The organism is Dyadobacter sp. CY343, from assembly GCF_021390335.1.
In the GTDB taxonomy this organism is placed as follows: Bacteria; Bacteroidota; Bacteroidia; order Cytophagales; family Spirosomataceae; genus Dyadobacter.
Window position 1 is genome coordinate 1,039,174 of the sequence record NZ_JAJUXK010000004.1, and the last position, 21,833, is coordinate 1,061,006.

At 46.3% G+C, this 21,833-nt stretch carries 14 protein-coding genes; 8 read left to right on the forward strand and 6 right to left on the reverse strand.

Features of this window, described 5'->3' with window-relative positions; genetic code table 11:
• Window positions 1–68: 68 nt before the first annotated feature.
• From ruvA to LZG94_RS16420, 5 genes are all read right to left on the reverse strand, one after another.
• Complete coding sequence (gene ruvA, locus LZG94_RS16400) at window positions 69–659, reverse strand: Holliday junction branch migration protein RuvA (RefSeq protein ID WP_215234105.1); 591 nt, start codon at window positions 657–659, stop codon at window positions 69–71.
• A 33-nt stretch (window positions 660–692) separates the two neighbouring features.
• Entirely contained in the window at window positions 693–2,252 is a 1,560-nt protein-coding gene (locus LZG94_RS16405) for a lytic transglycosylase domain-containing protein (protein WP_233792910.1), read from the reverse strand.
• Between the two features lie 221 nt (window positions 2,253–2,473).
• Window positions 2,474–3,937, reverse strand: a complete 1,464-nt coding sequence (gatA, locus tag LZG94_RS16410) for an Asp-tRNA(Asn)/Glu-tRNA(Gln) amidotransferase subunit GatA (protein WP_233792911.1) — start codon at window positions 3,935–3,937, stop codon at window positions 2,474–2,476.
• A 92-nt stretch (window positions 3,938–4,029) separates the two neighbouring features.
• Window positions 4,030–4,230 (reverse strand): twin-arginine translocase TatA/TatE family subunit, encoded by a 201-nt coding sequence (locus LZG94_RS16415; protein WP_215234106.1) that lies wholly within the window; start codon window positions 4,228–4,230, stop codon window positions 4,030–4,032.
• Between the two features lie 69 nt (window positions 4,231–4,299).
• Window positions 4,300–4,716: a YkvA family protein gene (locus LZG94_RS16420; RefSeq protein ID WP_233792912.1), complete on the reverse strand. Its 417-nt coding sequence runs from the start codon at window positions 4,714–4,716 to the stop codon at window positions 4,300–4,302.
• Window positions 4,717–4,925: 209 nt separating this feature from the next.
• Here LZG94_RS16420 and mdh point away from each other — a divergent pair, with 209 nt between their 5' ends.
• Entirely contained in the window at window positions 4,926–5,852 is a 927-nt protein-coding gene (gene mdh, locus LZG94_RS16425) for a malate dehydrogenase (RefSeq protein WP_233792913.1), read from the forward strand.
• A gap of 167 nt (window positions 5,853–6,019) precedes the next feature.
• Window positions 6,020–8,812 (forward strand): TonB-dependent receptor, encoded by a 2,793-nt coding sequence (locus LZG94_RS16430; RefSeq protein ID WP_233792914.1) that lies wholly within the window; start codon window positions 6,020–6,022, stop codon window positions 8,810–8,812.
• 53 nt (window positions 8,813–8,865) lie between these two features.
• Here the strand turns inward: LZG94_RS16430 and LZG94_RS16435 are convergent, their stop codons facing one another.
• Complete coding sequence (locus LZG94_RS16435) at window positions 8,866–10,242, reverse strand: hypothetical protein (RefSeq protein WP_233792915.1); 1,377 nt, start codon at window positions 10,240–10,242, stop codon at window positions 8,866–8,868.
• An 82-nt stretch (window positions 10,243–10,324) separates the two neighbouring features.
• Between LZG94_RS16435 and LZG94_RS16440 the strand changes: the two genes are divergently transcribed.
• The 6 genes from LZG94_RS16440 to LZG94_RS16465 all read left to right on the forward strand — a co-directional run bounded on the left by LZG94_RS16440 (window position 10,325) and on the right by LZG94_RS16465 (window position 21,823).
• Window positions 10,325–13,180, forward strand: a complete 2,856-nt coding sequence (locus tag LZG94_RS16440) for a two-component regulator propeller domain-containing protein (RefSeq protein WP_233792916.1) — start codon at window positions 10,325–10,327, stop codon at window positions 13,178–13,180.
• Between the two features lie 167 nt (window positions 13,181–13,347).
• A complete protein-coding gene (locus LZG94_RS16445) occupies window positions 13,348–16,380 on the forward strand; it encodes a TonB-dependent receptor (RefSeq protein WP_233792917.1) in 3,033 nt (1,010 codons plus the stop codon).
• Between the two features lie 13 nt (window positions 16,381–16,393).
• Window positions 16,394–17,887 carry a RagB/SusD family nutrient uptake outer membrane protein gene (locus tag LZG94_RS16450; RefSeq protein WP_233792918.1) on the forward strand — a complete coding sequence of 498 codons (1,494 nt, stop codon included), beginning with the start codon at window positions 16,394–16,396 and terminating at the stop codon, window positions 17,885–17,887.
• Between the two features lie 69 nt (window positions 17,888–17,956).
• Window positions 17,957–19,303, forward strand: coding sequence for a glucoamylase family protein (locus tag LZG94_RS16455; RefSeq protein WP_310589873.1), 1,347 nt, complete (start codon window positions 17,957–17,959; stop codon window positions 19,301–19,303).
• A 21-nt stretch (window positions 19,304–19,324) separates the two neighbouring features.
• Window positions 19,325–20,701, forward strand: coding sequence for a glucoamylase family protein (locus tag LZG94_RS16460; RefSeq protein WP_233792919.1), 1,377 nt, complete (start codon window positions 19,325–19,327; stop codon window positions 20,699–20,701).
• A 141-nt stretch (window positions 20,702–20,842) separates the two neighbouring features.
• A complete protein-coding gene (locus LZG94_RS16465; protein WP_233792920.1) occupies window positions 20,843–21,823 on the forward strand; it encodes a kelch repeat-containing protein in 981 nt (326 codons plus the stop codon).
• Window positions 21,824–21,833 lie beyond the last annotated feature (10 nt).

Sequence of the window (21,833 nt, forward strand, 5' to 3'; positions counted from 1 at the left end):
TATAAACAAATCCATCAAAACGATTTTACCAGCGTAAAATTTTTTACCAAATAGCATTGCGGTTCCTATTATCGAAGCGCCAGTTTTATCAAGTTTTCAACAGTAATTTCAGACCCTTCCCTCTTCATGATCGTGTCGACACTTTTCTCGGCGGTTGCCTTCGGTATTCCTAAAGTAACCAATGCTGCGAGTGCCTCACTTCTTAAAGTTCCGGAAGACGTGTCTGATGATTTCGGACCTGTTGTTACCAGCTCTTCCTTGCGTATCTTATCTTTTAATTCCAGAATTACGCGTTGAGCAGTTTTAGATCCTATTCCCTTGATAGATTGGATCAATCGGAGATCTTCATCTATGATACCTTGCCGGATTTCGGACGATGAAAGGGACGAAAGCATTACCAGGGCTGTCGAAGGCCCTATTCCTGAGATCGTAATTAAATCAAGAAACAGCTTTTTTTCATCACTTCCCCAAAACCCGTATAAAAGGTGCGCATCCTCCCGTATACTCAAAAACGTCACAAGTTTGCAACGTTCGCCCAGATCGGGAAGTGAGGTATAGGTTTGTAAGGATATTCGAACCTCGTAGCCTAATCCATTCACATCAATAATAGCATATGCTGGATCTTTGTAAACTACAGTTCCGTTAACGTAGGCAATCATAGAAATAGTATGTGTACTTGGTAGTGTTGATTTTTAGGTCGAAATGATCAGTTTTTGACCAGGCTTAATGGAGTTTCCGCGAATATTGTTACGTTTTTTAAGCTGGCCGATTTCCAGTCCGTAACGCTGAGATATGATCCAGAGCGTATCGCCTCTTTGAACTGTATGGTAACGCTTTCTGGTATGCCGTGCCGGATTTGCAGCCTGCTCTTCCGCACGGTAAGTAGCAACTGCGACTTTTGCTGCGGGAGCGGTTTCCTTCATGGTTTTGTAAACCACCAGGCGCTGCCCTCTGCCGATCGCAGATCTGCGGATGTGGTTCCATTTTCTTAGATCAGCCACGCTCACTCGGTATTTGCGGGAGATAGTAGACAAAGTTTCTCCGCGACGAACGGTATGTGTGGTTTTCCGGGTTTTGTTCCTCGACACAGTCTGTTCTGGTTCTGGTTCCGCTTCTTCCTCCTCATCCGAAGAAGTATCGTTGCTTACCAGTGCATACGGGAAAGTTTTATTAACTCCCAGTGAATCGGTTCTGTTACTATCCGCTTTTGCAAGCAGGGTACCATCCAGAACTTTTCCGCCTGTGCAGGCAACCATGATAGAGTCCCTGTTGCTGAGGAAGTAGGTATATTGTACACTCGGCACTTTCAGAACGAAATCGCGCGTTTGCTGAGGCAGTGAGGTTTTAGTGATTTGCGGATTAAGCTTTTTGAGTTCCTCGAAGCTCATATTGCTCTGCTCGCAAAGCGCCACCAGATCAAGATAGCCGTTTACATGTATCGTATCATTTGGGATCTGGAACTCGGTGTTCTTAGGGAAAATGCCGTGATCGTTGCCGTAGTTCATCATGTAGTTCATCGCTACATATTGCGGCACGTAAGACCTTGTTTCTCTTGGCAGTACATTATAAATAGTCCAGAAAGTGGTACCTCTCGACCGGCGCATTGCGCGCTTTACATTTCCCGGGCCGGTATTATAGGAAGCTAATGCAAGCTCCCAATCTCCAAATATGCGATATAGTTGTTTAAGGTATAGACAAGCGGCCTCGGTAGCTTTTACAGGTTCAAAGCGCTCATCGATATATTTATCCTGATATAACCCAAACTCACGACCGGTAGCCGGCATAAACTGCCACAAACCACCCGCTCTTGCGTGGGAAATCACGGTCGGATTTAAGCCCGACTCGATCATGGAAAGATATTTCAGTTCGGTAGGAAGTCCGTGTTTCGCGAGTGCTTTCTCAAACATGGGAAAATACAAAGGCATTTTCTCCATCATGGTCTGCGTAAACTCAGCCTTTCGATAGATAAAATACTCTACGAACTCGTGGGAAGACTTATGATAAGTAAGCGGAATTGACTTTTCCAGCTTGGCAAAACGTTTTTTAAGCAACTCCTGAGGAACCGATGGATTGGGTCCGATTTCCTCCACTTCCGGCAGGTAGGGCAAAAGCGTTGCTTCCGCCGCGGTTTCTGTCTTAAGTGTATCTGGCTCGAATGTTAATTTCTCCTGTGGAATTTCAGCCGTAGAAGGCGTGTTCCAGAATCCTGCACACATGGCTCCGAGCCACAATACTTTTTTAGAAAGCCTCATTAATTAAATGTTTTTTGAAGGTTAATCAATTCACGGTTTCAATGGCTATTACCTGTTTTCCTGATGAATCGGAATAATCTTTAATACATTCTATTATATAATCACAAAAATTCGCTCATCAGAATAATTTCGGGTAACCGCCTCTTATTCTGGCACGATTATTTTCTTACAACATTTGGTAAAATACTGTCTCTGCTCCTCAGGTAAGGGTTTAAAAAAATTTAAACTTCCTGATTCGCACTGTATTTCTCGGCAACCTTTTGATTTAGCCTGGTCAGGTAGTCGGCAAAAGCCAGCATTTTTTCCTCACCAAAATAAGGAGCCATTATTTGAATTCCAATTGGCATTCCCTGTTGATCGAAGCCATTTGGAACGGCAATTGCCGGATTCCCTACCACATTCGCCTGCACAGTGAAAACGTCAGCAAGATACATTTGTAACGGATCTTCTGTTTTCTCACCTATTGTAAAAGCTGTTGTAGGAGTGACCGGGGAAATAAAGAAATCGAACTGCTCAAAAAACCTGTTCGTTTCCTCCCGCACCAATCTTCTAACGCGTTGTGCCTTGGTATAGTATGCGTCGTAGTAATTTGCGCTCAATACAAAAGTACCCAGCAAAATCCTTCTCCTCACTTCCGGCCCGAAAGCTTCTGTACGCGTTTTTTTGTACATGCTTTCCAAATCCGTCGATTCTGCGCTCCTGTGACCATATCTAACCCCGTCGAACCTTGACAAGTTAGAACTTGCCTCAGCGGTGGTCAGGATATAATAAGTTGGTAAAAGAGAATCAAGCAGCGGAATTTCCACCGGCACAACTTCATGCCCCTCCGCCCGCAGGCGATCGAGAACATCTTGTGTCCGCTGGCGAATATCAACAGAAATAGCCTCATTTTCAAGCGTATCCTGAATATACCCGATTCTCGCTTTCCCTTCCCAGTTCAAAGATGCTGAATAGGCAGGCACTTCTTTTGTAGAAACTGTACTATCATAATCATCGTCGCCGGACATAATTTCCAGTAACAATGCTGCATCTGAAACGCTTTTTGTGATCGGGCCGATGCAATCGAATGAAGATGCATAGGCGATTAATCCGTATCGCGATATTCTTCCATACGAAGGTTTAACTCCCACCACGCCGCAAAATGCTGCTGGCTGACGGACAGATCCGCCGGTATCGCTTCCCAACGAAGCGTGGCACAATCCAGCCTGAACCGCAACTGCTGAGCCACCCGAAGATCCGCCGGGGACTTTGGAATTATCAGCCGCATTCAATACCGGACCGAAAGATGAATTTTCATTGGAAGAACCCATTGCAAACTCATCACAGTTTTGACGACCTATTATAATTGCGTCTTCATCGATGAGCCTTTGCACAGCGGTTGCTGTAAATGGCGCCTGATAAGAGTCGAGAATCTGACTTGCGGCTTGCAAACCATGACCTTTATGAGAAAGGACATCCTTGATCCCTATTACCATTCCTGCCAGTCTGCCAGCGGTTCCGTTAGCCAGTTTGGCATCTACAACGGCGGCTGTTGATCTTGCCTCGTCCGCGTACACTTCGACGAAAGCATTCAGGTGGGAATTGGACTCTATTTTCTGTAAATAATGCTCCACTAACTTGACGCACGTCAAACCGTCTTCACGCAAATCTTCCTGAATCTCGGCTAGCGTCAGATACTCTTTCAATGTAAATTATTTGTGGGGTTGTAAATAAATAATCAGAGCCATTAAGGGATTAGCTTAAAGGCTCTGGTTATACCTTCGATATGATGGAAGCGTTATTTGGGGTCTTCCATACTTTTTTCAATATTCTCCTTAACGTCTTTTGAAGCGTTTTTGAATTCATTGATACCCTGCCCCAAACCGCGCATCAATTCAGGAATTTTCTTCGCACCGAAGAAGAGTAGAACGAACAAGGCAACGAAAAATATTTCCTGTCCACCTAATCCCATAAATGCCAAAACGGTTGCTGATTCCATATCTGTTTCTTTTATAATGTTTACAAAAATAAAAATTCTTTTCTACAGAAACTACTAAAAGGTTCTGTTTTATCCTATGTTAATCGTTTTTTCCTGCTTTTCCCAAGCCCCGAATTTGCTGATATCGTCACTCAAAGTTTTCATCAGCCAAACCACTAAAGCAATGTCGTCAGTGACACCAACAAAAGGTAAAAAATCGGGTATAAGATCAAGCGGCGAGACAAAATAGATCAGTACCGCGACGACCGAAAGCAAACTTTTCCAGGGAAGGTGGCGGTACTGTCCCGAAGCATACGCCCTGACCATCCTGATCAGCAACTGCACACTGTGTTGGAATTCGGACAAATTTCCCTTTACTCCTACCCGCTGCAACTTGCCTACTACTTCCTTAGCCAGTTGAAATAAACGGCCGGAATTTTTAGCATAACGCCCGGCTTTTCCTGTTGCACTTTTAAAGAAAATCGACTGTAAAATACGTGAAATCATGGGTTGGTCATTCGTTATATTAAGCAGAAAAAAGTGGTTCGTTGTGGCAATATAACTATCAAAATACGTAAAAAATTGCATTTTGGATCACCCCGCTTACTTTATCTGCCAAAAAATCCCATTCCCCTTGGTATTAACAAATTATGTGTTCTACTTTTAGGAGAAAATTTAAAAAGCATTAGTTTCTATTCAATTAACCATATTTCCCTATGAAGATCACTGTTGTAGGTGCAGGCGCCGTCGGTGCAACTACTGCCGATAATATTATTCGTCGTGAACTGGCAGAAGAGGTCGTACTGCTCGATATCAAGGAAGGCGTGAGTGAAGGTAAGTCCCTGGATATCTATCAAACAGCAGCTTTACTCGGGTTTAATACCAAACCGATCGGCTCTACAAACGATTACGAAAAAACAAAGGGATCGGATGTAGTGGTGATCACGTCCGGCCTGCCTCGTAAGCCGGGTATGACCAGGGAAGAATTGATCGGCATCAATGCTGGAATCGTAAAAGGAGTTACTGAAAATATCCTTAAATATTCGCCCAAAGCAATCATCATCGTGGTTTCCAATCCAATGGACACCATGACCTATCTCGCATTGAAAGAGTCGGGTATTCCAAAGAAAAGACTGATCGGAATGGGCGGCGCGCTGGATAGCGCACGTTTCAAAACCTATCTGGCAATGACAATGGACGTTTCCCCGCTTGATATCCACGGAATGGTGATCGGTGGCCACGGCGACACGACCATGATCCCACTTACCCGCCTGGCGACGTACAATGGTATCCCGGTAAGCCGTTTTCTGTCGGCTGAACAACTCGAAAAAGTGGCGGCCGACACGATGGTGGGCGGTGCAACTTTAACTAAACTGATTGGAACTTCGGCCTGGTATGCGCCGGGAGCGGCTACGATGATGTTGGTTGAAAGTATAGTTCGCAACCAGAAACGCATTGTGCCTTGCAGTGTTTACCTCAATGGTGAATATGGCCAGAAAGACATTTGTATGGGTGTACCTGTCGTATTGGGCAGAAGCGGTTGGGAGAAAATCATCAACCTCCGTTTGAGCGATGCAGAAAAAGCAGCCTTTGAAAAGTCAGCAGAAGCCGTTCGCTCAATGAATGGTGCTTTGAGTTTATAAAAATACTTGATTTAGCATACCAGCCGGCCCGTCCTAGCGAGCCGGCTTTTTTCTGTCTTTTTGTTTTTTCAAAACATTCCTTCTCGATAAATTAATTCGAATAATATAAAGGTTTATACATAAAATTACACTTTCATCTCATTTTCTTACATTAAACACACTTTCGCATGAAAACAGCACTACTTGCACTACTCGCTTTCGTTGCCTCTTCCTCTGCGTTTTCGCAGGCCATTAAAGGGACGGTTTTTGAGGAAAAGAATAGCACAGGATTACCCGGCGTTTCGCTTCTCATACAGGGAACGAACATGGGTACGGTCACCGATTCCGATGGAAGCTTTTCGCTCGACGCAGCCGACGGTTCTTATAAGCTCGTGATTTCATTTATCGGCTACACACCGAAAATCGTCCCGATCGAGGTGACCTCTGGACGGTCGCCTGTGCTCAACATCACGCTGAGTGAATCATCAGAACTACTTAGCGAGATCGTGGTAACAGGATCTCGGAGCGGTGGCCGCTCCCGCATCGACTCGCCTGTGCCGGTGGATATTATTCCGGTTTCACAAATCACAAATAACGTCGGACAAGTGGATATCAACCAGATCCTGACCTACGTCGCTCCCTCATTCCAATCTTCAAGGCAGACTATTTCCGACGGTTCCGACCATATTGACCCCGCCCAGTTGCGTGGACTCGGGCCGGATCAGGTTTTGGTTTTGGTAAATGGAAAAAGAAGGCACCAATCTTCACTCGTCAATGTAAATGGTACTGTCAACCGCGGAACAGTAGGTACCGATTTAAATGCGATCCCCGCCACGGCTGTTGACAAAATCGAGATCCTTCGTGACGGTGCGGCCGCCCAATACGGTTCCGACGCGATCGCCGGCGTGATCAATATCATTCTGAAATCGAGGACAGGATTAAGCGGAAATGTTTCTTACGGGCAGAATGTGACGAGTTATGATAAAGATTATGTGATCAATTACGGAAAGGATGAATCCATTAATATTTCCGACGGGGGTACCGCACAAATCGGACTGAATTATGGCTTGAAAATCGGCCAGAAAGGTTTCTTGAATATAACCGGCGAATACGTCAACCGGGAAGCTACTAACCGGACAGGCACTTACACCGGACAGATTTTCCCGGCGGTCGACGGAAAAGTGGTCGATGATCAGCTACTTGGCGAGAAAGGGTTAACCCGAAATGACTTTGATATGCGTATTGGAAACTCCAAAGTAAATGGCGGCGGGGTTGTGCTGAATGCGAGTATTCCTTTGTCTAACAATATCGAACTCTATGCATTTGGAGGTTATAATAATAAGAAAGGAAATGCAGCCGGATTTTATCGGTATCCCAACTCAGTACCTGCCATAGTGCGCCCTACTGTTTTTGCGATGTACCCGAATGGCTTTTTACCTGAAATCAATAGCGACGTCACTGATATTTCTGCGGCGGGAGGACTAAGGGGAAAGTTGGGTCAATGGAAGTTTGATCTCAGCAATACTTTCGGCAAAAATGATTTTGATTATAATATCTCAAATTCCATCAATTATACGCAAGTCAATACCGGGACGAGCATTCGGACGAAGTTTAATGCAGGTGGAAATGGCTTTTCCCAAAACACGATTAACGCGGATCTGGGTCGCAAGTTCGAGGTTTTGGAAGGTTTAAATGTTGCGATCGGCGCCGAGCAGCGTACCGAAAAGTATACAATTACAGCCGGCGAAGAAGCTTCTTATAAAAACTACGATGTGGCAGCCGGAGTAGCCGCAGGCGCGCAAGTATTTTCAGGATTCTTCCCTCAAAATGCGGGTTCGCATTCCCGCAACAGCATCGCAGGCTATCTTGATCTGGAGCAGGACATTACCAAAGCGTGGGTCGTGAGCGGCGCGCTGCGTTTCGAGAATTATTCCGATTTTGGAAATACCCTCAATTACAAGCTTGCATCGCGCTACAAGTTTACCGACGGGATTGCATTGCGCGCCTCCGCCAGCAGTGGTTTCCGTGCACCTTCTTTGCAGCAGCGGTATTATGCCAAAACCAATACCCTTTTTGTAACCCAAAACGGCCAGCAGGTCGCACAGGAAAGCGGAACTTTCACAAACGACAGCCGGCCAGCAGAAATCCTGGGGATACCTAAGCTGAAACAGGAAACTTCGCAGAGCTTTACAGTCGGGACTACGATCCAGCTGGCCAATGCATTTGAACTGACTGTCGACGCGTACCAGATCGATATCGACAATAGGATCGTTTTGACAAATAATTTCAACGACGGCGGTAATGCGACATTAAAAGCACAACTCACCGCCGCAAATGCAACTACTGCCAATTTCTTCTCGAATGCGGTAGACACGCGGTCAAGAGGTATCGAGGCTGTGCTATCCTACAATACCAAATTCGGCGGAACTCAATCTTTGCGGGCCGTTTTGGCAGGTACATTCATTCAGAATAAGGTAAAGAAAGACGCGAGCGGAAAGCCGATTATCCATGCTTCCGATATTTTGGTAAAAACCAATCAGGTGAATACGTATTTCAACCGGGAAGATATGAGCCGCTTCGAGATCGCGAGCCCGAAAAACAAACAGAGCCTTACTATTAATTACAATGTGGGAAAACTGGGCGTGATGCTCCGTGCAGTGCGTTTTGGCGAGGTAACCTATTGGGATCCGACTATCGATCCGACCAAGCCGGATACCTGGCCGGTCAATACTTTAACCGGACAAAAGGAAACGTTAGACCAGACTTTCGGTGCGAAAATCGTCACTGATATTGCAGTGAATTACAATCTAACCAAGGGAATTAACATTTCGCTGGGCTCAAATAATGTATTTGATGTGTATCAGGACAAACACTTACATTCCGGAAATGTGAGTCTGGGCCGTTTTGTGTACTCTCGCCGCGTGCAGCAAATGGGGGTAAATGGCCGGTATGTTTTTGCGAGATTAAATTTTAATTTCTAGCAAAAACCAAGGAGCCGGTCTGCTGACAAACCGGCTCCCTGTTTTTACAAATACTATATCGAAATCTGGTACTGCAAAGTAAACGCGCCGCGCCTTCCATTCGCTTCCAGCTCATTTGCATTGCTGCTATTGCGGTACACCGGCCGGTTTTCGTAGTTCAGCGACATTTTACCGGTGTGACCTTTAATCAGCCAGTTTACACCCACATTGTACACATTCATTCCGTCACGAAGGCGCTCGTAATCTGCACATTGCAAGGAAGCGTAAGGCATTAATGTACCTTGACTACCGAGTAATCCGTCTTTAAATTTATAGCCGGCCTGAGAATAGATCACACTGCCTGTCCCAAACATCGGGTATGCATTTCCGTGCGTACCTCCTACCCCTGCAATTGGCTGGGTAGTACCGGTAGCAGGATTCATAATTCCATTGTAACGCAGATAACCCTTCCCGTAATCAGTGCCGAAATAGCCCAGATAAGCAGAAACAGCACTTCCCGTTTGTGCATTGAGCGGCATATCCAGGTAAGCGGCCACCGACCAGAGATTCATATTGCTGTAAAGTGTATCGGTCGCTTCCCTTCGCCAGGTCGCATTCTTTTGAGTAATAATCCCGGCTTCTATATTGAACACCTTGCGCTTTCCGAGATAGGTACCGGTCATGTAGCCGGGCGTGGTATTATCCTCCGTGTCAAAAATGTTATAAACCAGCAATGCATCGAACTGCTTATGATTTTTTCGTTGTGAAAATGCTGCATTCTGATTGATCGCCGGAGGAACAGCACCGCTCGTTTCCAAAGGAAAAGGATCGGCTAATGCCACGCGATAGTTGATTTTCCCGATCTGGCCGCGGCTGTAAACTGCCAGTTTTCTCGAAAACTGATCGGTTTGATCGACGGTCGCCTGCGCAAAAACGGGCACATCGAGTGTCATGATGGAGCCGATGCTGGGTTGTGAAAAACGCGACAGACCGTTCATGATCGTCAGGCCACCACCGAAACGGATAAAGTTGGTGCCTTTGCGCTGGACTTCATATTCACCCAATGCATCATGAAAAAAAGCAGCCACTTTTCTGTTACTGGGCGTGCCGGTTGTATTGTAAGCAGGAAATGCGCTGACCTTGTTGAAGTTGTTCATCCCGAATTGGGTATAAAAGAATATACGGTCGGTGATCTGGCCAAATAATTGCAGACGCGTCCTGCGCAATCCGATGTCAAAAGTGTTGGTCTTCGGGTCGCCGGTGACAGTAGTTCCGGGGTTGTTTTCGTTGAACCGGAACCAGGCCTGGTTTGTAAAAGTTGCCTTTACATAATGTGAACCCGATTCGTTAAGATTGTAGCGGAGATCCGACCGTGTGTTATCATTTGACGGTTTAACCTGCGCCCATGAAATAGACGAACTTAGCAAAATTAAAGAGAGTACTTTTTTCATTTAAAAGTGTTATTGTTTTCACTGGCGAATAGCGCATTCAGCTTTCAGCTAAGACTTGAAACGATATTTAAAGTTTATTAAAATGATGTCAAGCACGGCTTCAAACCGTTACGCACGCTATTCTTTTTCTATCCGTAACCTAAATCATAAGGCAGGTTCTGGTGGGGCTATACTTGCATTCTTGTTATTTTTCTTCCCGGCATTCGCCCAGGAAACACCTCCGCTTATCAACTTTTTTTCCTCCGAATATAAGGCGCATAACCAGAACTGGGCAATCAGCCAAAGCTCCGACGGAGTCATTTATGCGGCCAATTCCGACGGGCTGATGGAATATGACGGTGCATCCTGGAAGCTGTACCCATTGCCCGACGGACAGATCGTGCGGGCAGTATTATGCGACGGATCAGCCAAAGAACAGCGAATTTATGTAGGCGGTTTTGCTGAATTCGGCTACTGGCGAAAAGAAGCAGACGGGCAGCTTAAATATAATTCACTGAGCAAAAGCGCCAATTTCAAAAGTTTGAAGACCGAAGAGATCTGGCACATATTGAAAACACCAGACTATATCTACTTTCAGTCTTTTGCCAAAATTTACCGGTACGACGGAAAAAATCTGATTGAAATGGAAGCGGAAGGAAATTTCATGTTCCTGAGATATGTCCACAACAGGCTTCTAATCCACGTGATCGACCGCGGGCTATACGAATTGAAAGGAGAGAAATTTGTGAGTTTGCCAGGCACAGACGCACTTTCTTCCACCATTGTAACTTCCCTACTGCCACTTTCACGCGGGAGGATTTTAATTACTACCACCAAAAACGGATTGCTTATCTGGGAAAACGGCGGGCTTCACCCGTGGAGCATTCCCTTGGCCGGGGAGCTCAAAAAGAATATTATTAACAAAGCTATCATCCTCTCCCGCGACAGCAGCATCGCGATCGGTACCATTCAGAATGGCGCATATATTATCTCGAAAAACGGCGATTTCAAATATCAGTTTAACAAAGAAACAGGCCTTCAAAACAACACGGTGATCGCGCTTGCCGAGGATAACCGCAAGAAACTCTGGATCGGAATGGACCAGGGAATCAGTCTGGCTGAAATGTCCTCGCCGATTATCTCTTATCAGACCAATGATAACCCGCTTGGCTCGACTTACGCAGCGGCGCTCTGGCACGGACGACTGTATGTCGGCTCCAATAAAGGTGTTTTTGTTAAAAAATGGCCCTCTTCTGAACCGTTCCGGGCAGTACCTGGGCTGGAAGGACAGACCTGGATGCTGAAAGTTTTTAACGACCAGCTCCTCTGCGGGCACAACGATGCTACTTACAGGATTGACGAACAAGGTGCACGTAAGATCTCGAATATCACTGGCGGTTGGGTAATGCTTCCAATTGCAAGCGGAAATGACACTTTGCTTTTGCAAGGCGCCTACAACGGTTTGCACGCTTATAAAAAAAATAAGGATGGACTGTGGACTTATGCACATCGTGTCCGCGGCGTGCCGCCGACGCCTATCCGGCAGATCGTTCGCGATGAAAACGGGCTTTTCTGGCTTGCGCACGCTTATAAAGGACTTTTTTCAGCAGAGCTCACGCCACGGCTGGATTCGGCCGTGGCCTGGAAAGAATTTAAGTCGCCAGATCATATTCCGAGCGAATTTTCAGTGGAAATATTCAAATGGAAAAACAAGATACATATCCGTTCGGGAAATAAATTCCTGGAACCCGGCCCCGCCCAGTCGCTCAAAAACAGTATCGATTTTACCCCGGAAGACGAGCCTTTCAAGGTCCGCACAGGTATTGGCGACGACTGGTTTAAGGTATTTATGAACCGGGTAACGCTATATTCCTCGGGGCAAAGCCCGAAACAGCTGTCGTTAAAGCTGATCAGGAATACCGAAACGATCATTCCGCTCACAAATAATCACTACTTCTTTTGCCTTGACAATGGTTACGCACTTTACGATCGTTCCTCCAATATAGACGCAGGCGCAATCGACTCGGCACCTATCGTCAGAAAAGTATCCAATCTGAGAAATCTCGCGGAAACGTTCCGCATTTCGGGAAATCCTGCATTACCTGCCGAAGTCCGCGCATTGCGGATCAATTATGCGTTGCCCGAATATGGCCGCAGCGTGCAATACCGGTACCGGCTGCGCGGGCTAACCGACCAATGGTCGGAATGGACGGACCAGAGTTTTGTTGAATTTACCAATCTGGAATCTGCCGATTACGTATTTGAGGTGCGCAGCAGCCTGAATGACCTGGTTACCTCTTACCAATTCAGTGTGCAGCCCCGTTGGCGGGAAACCATCTTTGCCCGTATACTCTTTGCTTTCCTGATCGCAGTCGCCCTGATCGGCCTCATTTTTTATCAGGAAAAAAGGCTGGCCAGACATCGCAAGAGGCTCATTGCAGAGCAGGAAGAGAAACTGCGGCAACAGCGGCTGTCCAGCGAAAGGCAGATTATGCAGATTCAAAATGAAAAGTTGCAAAGTGAGATCCAGAGCAAAAGTCAGCAGCTGAGCAACGTGGCGATCAATGTGGTCAGGAAAAACGAGATATTAGAAGAGATCAGCAGTGAACTGAAACAGGTGAAAGCAGAGCTCGGACAACAACTTCCGAATATCCATTACCAGAAACTTCTGCATAGTATTGAACGCAATGTCGCCGGCAAAGATGACTGGCTTTTATTCGAGCAAAATTTCGATGAAGTCCACGAGCAATTCTTCAAAAGGTTAAGACAAATTTCTCCGACCATTTCCCCTTCCGAACTCAGACTTGCAGCCTGCCTGCGCATGAATTTATCCACCAAAGAAATGGCACCAGTGCTGGGGATTTCTGTCCGGGGTGTAGAAATAAAGCGCTACCGGCTCCGGAAAAAACTGGGGTTAGGTATGGATGCCAATCTCGTTGAGTTCATGATGGACGTTTGACCCATTGTACTAATCCGTATCAAAACCGCATTAGCTGTCTAATTTCCTTGCATTATTCTCAGTGATGTAATGGTGATGTAGTCCATTTTTTGATTTCCGCTATTCTTAGGATTTAAATTTGAAGACAATTAATTCTTTTAATAGTTCAATCAACTAATTGATACCAAATGAAAACTACCGTACGGCTTCTGTACATGCTCTTGTTTCTGGCATTTGGAACACTATCCTATGCGCAGGAAATTGATGTAACAGGGAAAGTGACATCTGCGACAGACGGCTCACCATTGCCGGGAGCCAGTGTTCTGATAAAAGGGACTACAAACGGTGTCCCGACCGATGCCGAAGGAAATTATGCGATCAAAGTCCCTTCCGGGCAATCTGTTCTTGTATTCTCGATGATCGGTATGGTGGCCCAGGAAATTCCGGTGGGCACCCAAACGGTTATTAATGCAGGTTTGCAGGAGGATGCCCGCGCTTTGAATGAAGTGGTTGTGGTGGGTTATGGTACCCAGCGCAAGCTTGATGTGACTGGCTCAGTGGTGCAGATCAAAGGTGAGGATATTTCCAAACAGCCTTCCATGAATGCAGTGAGCGGCTTGCAGGGAAAAGTAGCCGGTGTTCAGATCAACAACTCGGGTAAACCAGGCGAGGCGCCGCAAATACGTATCCGTGGTGTAGGTACCGCCTATGGTAGTGCAAATCCGCTTTATGTGGTTGATGGTGTTTGGTTTGACGATATCAGCTTTTTGAATTCAGGTGATATTGAAAGCATGAACATTTTGAAAGATGCTTCCAGCCAGTCTATTTACGGGGTGCGCGCTGCAAATGGTGTTGTTTTGATCACCACCAAAAAAGGAAAATCGGGCAAAGCGGTAGTGGATTACAATGGATTTGTAGGCTTCCAGAAAGTGACTAACCAGGTAAAAATGGCGAATGCCAAAGAGTACGCTACCATGGTGAACGAGCTGAGCAATATCAACGGGAAAGAAAACATTCTCGACCCGAACCAGTTCGGAGAAGGTACCGACTGGTATGATCAGATACTACGCACTGCGAAAGTGACCAACCACCAGCTTTCGATCAGCGGCGGCGGTGAAAAATCCACTTTCAACTTCTCACTGGGCTATTTGGATCAGGACGGAGTTGTTCAGAAAAATAACTTCAAACGTTACACAGCACGTCTGCAAAATGATTTCCAGGTTCTGAAAAGCCTGAAAGTTGGGTATACTGCCACTGGTTCTTTCAGCAAATCGAAAGACGAAGCGGGCGGCATTTTCCGCCAATTGTATGCAGCTGGGCCAGTTGTTCCTGTTTACAATGCAGACGGTACTTACGGAGATCCAAACGATTTTAACCTGGGTGACGCTAACAATTTTAACCCACAGGTTACCATTGATTATTTCAATCAAAACACCAAAAGAACGCTGCTAACAGGTAATGCATACGCCGAACTTTCAATTTTCGACGGGCTTACTTTCAAAACCAGTTTGGGTGGAAGGTACTCGCAGGACGAAACGCGCTTCTACAATCCTGAATACATTGCCACTTTGAAGCAACGCAATAACACCAGCCAGTTGAGCTTCACGCGTCCGCAAAGTCGCTACTGGATTTTTGAGAATACCTTGACTTATACCAAAGAATTTGGACAGCATAACTTCACAGCACTTTTGGGCCAGTCTGCCCAACGTGACCAATCTTACAAGCTAACTGCTTCTGCATTGAATGTACCTTACACCAGCGAGGGCGATTTATACCTGGCGCTCGGTAATACAGAGGGACGAAATGTAGTGGATGAAGGTGATCTGGGGACTTATGCTTCTTACTTTGGTCGCGTTAACTACTCTTTCGGCGACCGCTATTTACTTAATGCATCTCTTCGCGCCGATGGTTCTTCCAAATTCTTCCAGGGCGGAAATGCCTGGGGCTATTTCCCTTCGGTAGGAGCTGGCTGGGTGATCAGCAATGAGGCTTTTATGAAGAACCAGAATTTCTTTGATAATCTGAAAGTAAGAGGAAGCTGGGGTAAAATAGGAAATGCATCTGTCCCGTCTAATTTGTCGACACTCACGGTTGCCGCTGGCGGTAATCTGGCAGCCTTTTTCGGCGGACAGCTGAATACGGGAGCGAGCATCAACACCATTATTCCTCCTACTACCTTTTGGGAACGCGGAGTTGGTACTGACTTAGGTTTGGAAGCTGCTTTCCTTAAATCGAGATTGACTGTTGAGCTGGATTATTATATCAAGAAAACGGAACGCGCTATTTTCGACATTCCTGTACTTACTTCAATCGGAACAGAGTCGGGCCGGATCGTGGGCAACCAGGCTACTTTCGAGAACAAAGGTTTTGAATTTGCATTGAGCTGGAGAGACGAAATCGGCAAAGACCTTACTTACAGCATTGGCTTCAACGGCGGGATCAATAATAACAAGGTACTTGCTGTAACCTCCGGAGCCAATCCGATTTATGATGGCGGAGTCGGACTTACTGGCGGTGCATTGGCTACCCGCACCAGAGTAGGCGATCCGATCGGTTCTTTTTACGGATACATTGTAGATGGCATTTTCCAGAATCAGGATGAGATCGCTGCCTCGGCACAGCCAACTGCAAAGCCAGGCGACTTCCGCTACCGCGATATCAGCGGAACAGCGGGCGTACCTGATGGTGCAATATCAGGGCTTGACAGGCAGGTGATCGGAAATCCAAACCCGAAATTCACTTACGGTATCAATACCAACTGGAACTACAAGGCATTTGACTTAATGCTCGATTTCCAGGGAGTATCGGGAGTTGATGTTTACAATGCAAATCTGGGATGGAGATATGGTAATGAGAACTTCACGAAAGATTATTTCGATAACCGCTGGCACGGAGAAGGAACTTCGAATACTTACCCTTCTGCAAACATTGGTGGAGGCTCCAACTATTTCCCGAATACATTCTTTGTTCAAAGCGGCAGCTATTTCCGGGTTAGGAATGCCCAGCTGGGTTATACTTTCCCGCAAGCTTTCAATGAAAAGCTAAAAATCAGGAAACTAAGGTTGTATGCAAATGCGCAAAACGCTTTAAACTTCTTCAAATACAAAGGCTTATCGCCGGAAGTGAGAGCAAATGAAAACAAGCCTACACAGGCAGGTATTGACGCGAATGTTTATCCGCTTTCGGCTACTTATAACTTCGGTATCAATGTTACTTTCTAACATCAGAATCAACATGAATTATATAGATTTTAAAAACCATCTCAGGAAAACCAGCTTATATCTTGGCTTGGCCGGTATGCTGATCATCCCTTCGGCTTGTGACGAAAGCTTCCTGGACACTGATCCGCAGGGAAAACAGGCAGGAGCAGTTTTTTGGCAAAATGAAGGTGACGCAACCAAGGCTGTGAATGCAATGTACGCTAACCTTCGGGGCTGGAACAATACCGCATTCGCCGCGATCGCGATTGAGAATATTGGCTCTGATGACGCTGAAAAAGGCTCAACTGCCTCTGACGCGACGTTTTTTAATGATTATGACAGGTTTGTTGTCAGTTCCAATGACGCGCAGCTGGGTGGTTTCTGGCAAGGTCAATACCAGAATATCAATTATGCCAACCAGGTAATTACAAACATTCCTGCGATCAGCATGGATGAAACGCTCAAAGCGCGCTATATCGCGGAGGCGAAATTCATCCGCGCTTATTCGTATTTCCGCCTTGTAAGAGCGTTTGGCGATGTACCTCTTCGATTGGCTATTCCGAAAGATGCGACCGAATACAACTTGCCGCGCACGCCAAAGGCGGAAGTTTATGCGGCGATTGAACAGGACTTGACGGATGCAGCTGCTACGCTGCCAGTCAATTATGGCGCAGCTGATGTAGGTCGCGCAACGAAGGGAGCGGCACAGTCGCTCCATGCAAAAGTGGCAATGTACCAGGCTAAGTGGCAGCAGGTTTTTGATCTGACCAACGCAGTAATGACGTCTGGACAGTATTCGCTGTTTCCTCAATATGATGCGTTATTCCGGGTTCCAAATGAGAACTCTGTCGAATCTATTTTCGAAATCCAGAATGAGCTGTTCACCGCAAATAAAGACGCGTCAAACTCGCAGTACTCTCAGGTTCAAGGAGTAAGAGGTGTAGTTGGAGGTGGCTGGGGTTTTAATGTACCTACCGAAGCATTGGCTGATTCCTTTGAAACCGGAGACCCGAGAAGAGATGCGACCATTATCTTCCGCGGCGAAACTACACCTTCCGGTGACGTGATCCCCAAAATTGGCGATAACCCCATGTATAATCAAAAATCGTATGTTCCATTCAGTATGTTCGTGTCTGGTTTTAACGAGGGAGTCCAGCAGAATATCAGGGTGATCCGTTATGCAGACGTTTTACTGATGAATGCAGAAGCAGCTAACGAACTAGGGAATACAACGCAGGCGCTTGCTTCGCTTGAAATGGTGCGTGCCCGCGCAAGAGGTACTTTGAAAAATGTGCTTCCAAAGATTACTACTACCAACAAAGCAGCTTTGCGGAATGCGATCTGGCATGAAAGACACGTGGAGCTTGCCATGGAAAACGATCGCTATTTCGATGTGATCCGCCAGGGAAGAGCTGCACAGATTTTTGGCCCAAAAGGCTGGAAACCTAACAAAAATGAAGTTTGGCCGATACCTCAGAATGAGATCGAGCTAAGCGGAGGTATTCTGGTTCAGAATCCGGGGTACTGAGGGCAATGATTGAATGATTGAATGACTGAATTATTGAATTAGTGAATGAGTGAATGAGTGAATATTGTAATGCGTTTTAGAGATTTTTTTCTTTTCGGGTTAATGGTTTGGTTTGGGGTTTCCTGTAAAACGGAAAGTAACCCTAAACCAGCCGCCCCGGCGAAGGTGGATACCACGACAAACAAGTTTCCGGTTATATCTGACGAAGCGCTGCTTACCCTGGTTCAGCAACAAACTTTCAAATACTTCTGGGAATTTGCGCATCCGGTGAGCGGACTAGCGCGGGAGCGTAATACTTCCGGCGATATAGTGACCTCTGGCGGCAGTGGATTTGGCATTATGACGATTCCGATCGCGGTAGAAAGAAAATTCATTACGCGTGCTCAGGGCTTGGAAAGAATGCAGAAGATCGCCGGATTTCTGAAAAACAATACGCAGAAGTTTCATGGCGCATTTCCGCATTGGTTAAATGGTGCTACCGGTGCAGTTGTCCCGTTCAGTGAAAAGGATAATGGGGCTGATCTGGTGGAAACTGCCTTTTTGGTGCAGGGCCTACTTACTGCCAGGCAATATTTCAGTGCAAATACCCCGGCTGAAATGGACCTACGAGCTGATATCAATGCAATCTGGGAGGGTGTTGAATGGGATTGGTTTCAAAAAGACAATGAAAATGTGCTCTACTGGCATTGGAGCCCGAATTTTGGCTGGGAAATGAACCACCAGATCCGCGGCTGGAATGAATGCCTGATCACTTATGCGCTTGCGGCTTCATCGCCAACTCACGGTATTTCAAAGGCAGTTTACGATAATGGCTGGGCAAGATCGGGCGATTTGAAAAATGGAAATAGCTATCACGGCGTTAACCTGCCACTCGGTGAAGCTTACGGAGGTCCGTTGTTTTTCTCGCATTACTCTTTTTTAGGATTGAATCCCACGGGACTTACAGATCAGTACGCTGATTATTTTACCCAAAACAAAAATCATACATTAATTAACTATAACTACTGCATCGCCAATCCGCAGGGATTTGAAGGTTATAGTGACCAATGCTGGGGACTGACGGCGAGCGATATTCCTGACGGTTATAATGCCAATTCTCCTACAAACGACAAAGGTGTGATTGCGCCGACAGCGGCTTTGTCTGCATTTCCTTACACGCCGGCTGAATCCATGAAGGCGCTAAAATTCTTCTATTACAAGCTCGGCGATAAACTATGGGGAGCATACGGATTTCACGATGCATTTTCGCTCGATGAGCTTTGGTTTGCAGATTCTTACCTCGCGATCGACCAGGGACCGATCGTGATTATGATCGAAAATCATCGCAGCGGGCTGCCGTGGAAGCTTTTTATGAGCGCCCCGGAAGTGAAGACCGGTTTGAAAAAGCTCGGATTTTCCAGTCCGAACCTCAATTAAGTGTTACCTAAAAACTCAATCATGAAAATTTCCTTCTATTACATTCTGGGAATACTACTGCTATTTGCAAAATTGGATAGCCAGGCACAAAAGAAGAAAGCAACCACTACTAAGCCAGCGACTTTCAACGCAGCTGACCGACCCAAAAACCTTTCCGATACTGCATTGCTGGAACTGGTGCAAAAGCAAACTTTCCGCTATTTCTGGGAATTTGGGCACCCGGTAAGTGGTATGTCACGCGAGCGGAGCAATATCGCTTTTGATTATGGCGATGAGGTAGTTACCACCGGCGGGACTGGCTTTGGGATTATGGCGATGATCGTTGCCGCTGAAAGAAAGTGGCAGCCCCGGGATTCCGTTGCGGCGCGTCTATTGAAGATGGTTAAATTTCTTTCCAAAGCGGACCACTACCACGGTATTTTCCCGCACTGGCTGAATGGAGCAACGGGTAAAACGATCCCATTTGGCAGAAAAGACGATGGCGGCGATCTGGTTGAATCGTCATTTCTTTTCCAGGGGCTATTAGCCGCAAGACAGTACTTTGATAGGGATAATGACCTGGAAAGAGATTTAAGAAACCGCATTCAATGGATCTGGAACGAGGCGGAGTGGGACTGGTATACGCAGGGAAATCCGAATCAGCTGTACTGGCACTGGAGTCCGAATCACGGGTGGGCAATGAATTTTGAGCTGCGGGGCTACAACGAAACGCTGATCACCTATATTCTGGCAGCATCTTCTCCGCGCTACCCGATCGCTCCGCAGGTTTATCACAAATGCTGGGCACAAAGTGACCATTTCAAAAATGGAAGAGAATTCCACGGAGTCAAACTGCCGCTTGGTTTTGACTTTGGCGGCCCGCTTTTCTTTGCTCACTATTCATTTGTAGGACTTGACCCGCGAAACCTGAAAGACCAGTACGCAGATTATTGGGAGCAAAATGTAAATCATACCCTGATCAACTATAAACACTGCGTGGCAAACCCCGGGAAATTCAAAGGATATGGAGAAAATAGCTGGGGACTGACTGCCAGTGATACTTACAACGGTTACAATGCACATTCCCCTACCAACGATTTTGGTACGATAACCCCCACCGCGGCGCTTTCTTCATTCCCGTATACACCTAAAGAATCCATGAAAGCATTACGCCACTTTTATGACGATCTGGGTGACAAGATTTGGAGTAAATATGGATTTGTAGATGCATTCAATGAGTCCCAGAACTGGTACGCGAAGTCGCATCTGGCTATTGACCAGGGGCCGATCATTGTGATGATCGAGAACTATCGCACGGGTTTGCTCTGGAAGTTATTTATGAAAGATCCGGATGTTCAGACTGGGCTGAAAAAGCTTGGATTTGAAAGTCCGGCGCTGGAAACAAGCCATAAAAATTGACCACTTTTTGACCTAAATTAACCGAAAGACCAGCCAGCAGCTGGTCTTTCGGTTTTATAAAATATAATTGTACCTTGATAGTGTTTTCTTGAAATGGCACGCTCAAATAGTGCCCTACCGGCTCATTTAAACGTTAAAATCATGAATAGATACTACAAATCAATATTCCCGATCCTGCTTTTCAACCTGCTTTCCCTGACTGCCCCGGCGCAGATGTGGCAGGTGTCCGAGCCTGAAAACCTTCCTCAAAAGAGACATGAAAATGCGATGGCTACCGCTAATGGTAAGCTGTACCTTCTGGGCGGCCGCGGCTTGAAAGCGGTCGACGAATATGATTTCAAGAAAGACTCATGGACAAGTCTGGCGCAAACACCGCTTGAAATGAGCCATTTTCAGGCGGTCACTTACAAAAACGAAATTTATGTGCTGGGCGCTTTTACCGGCAGCTACCCGCACGAAGTACCAATCCCCGACATTTATATATTCAATCCGATTAAAAACGAGTGGCGAAAAGGCGCTTCTATTCCTGAAAACCGGAGAAGAGGCGCAGCCGGTGCATTTGTGATGAATGATAAAATTTACCTCGTCTGCGGCATTCAGGATGGGCACTGGGACGGACAGGTGACTTGGTTCGATGAATTTGACCCGGCAACTGAAACCTGGAAAACACTTCCCGACGCGCCGCGACCGAGAGATCACGTGCAAGTAGCCGTTTTAAACAACAAATTATATGTAGCAGGCGGCCGGCTTTCAACAGCGCGCATTAATCAGGTATTGAATACGGTGATCAAGGAAGTGGACGTTTTTGACTTTAAAACTAGTAAATGGACTACGCTACCTGCCGAAAACAACTTGCCAACCTTGCGCGCGGGAAATACGACTGTCGTTTACAACAATAAAATTCTGGTGATTGGCGGCGAAAGTGACGCGCATGTGGAGGCGCACAATGAAGTAGAAGCATTTGACCCTCAAACTAATAAGTGGGAGAAAATGCCTTCGCTGCACCAGGGCCGGCATGGAACGCAGGCTGTGTCTCTAAACAAAAAGATATTTATCGCAGCTGGCTCGGCCAATCGCGGCGGTGGGCCGGAGCTGAACGATATGGAAGTCCTTAATAAGTAATCGAATTATC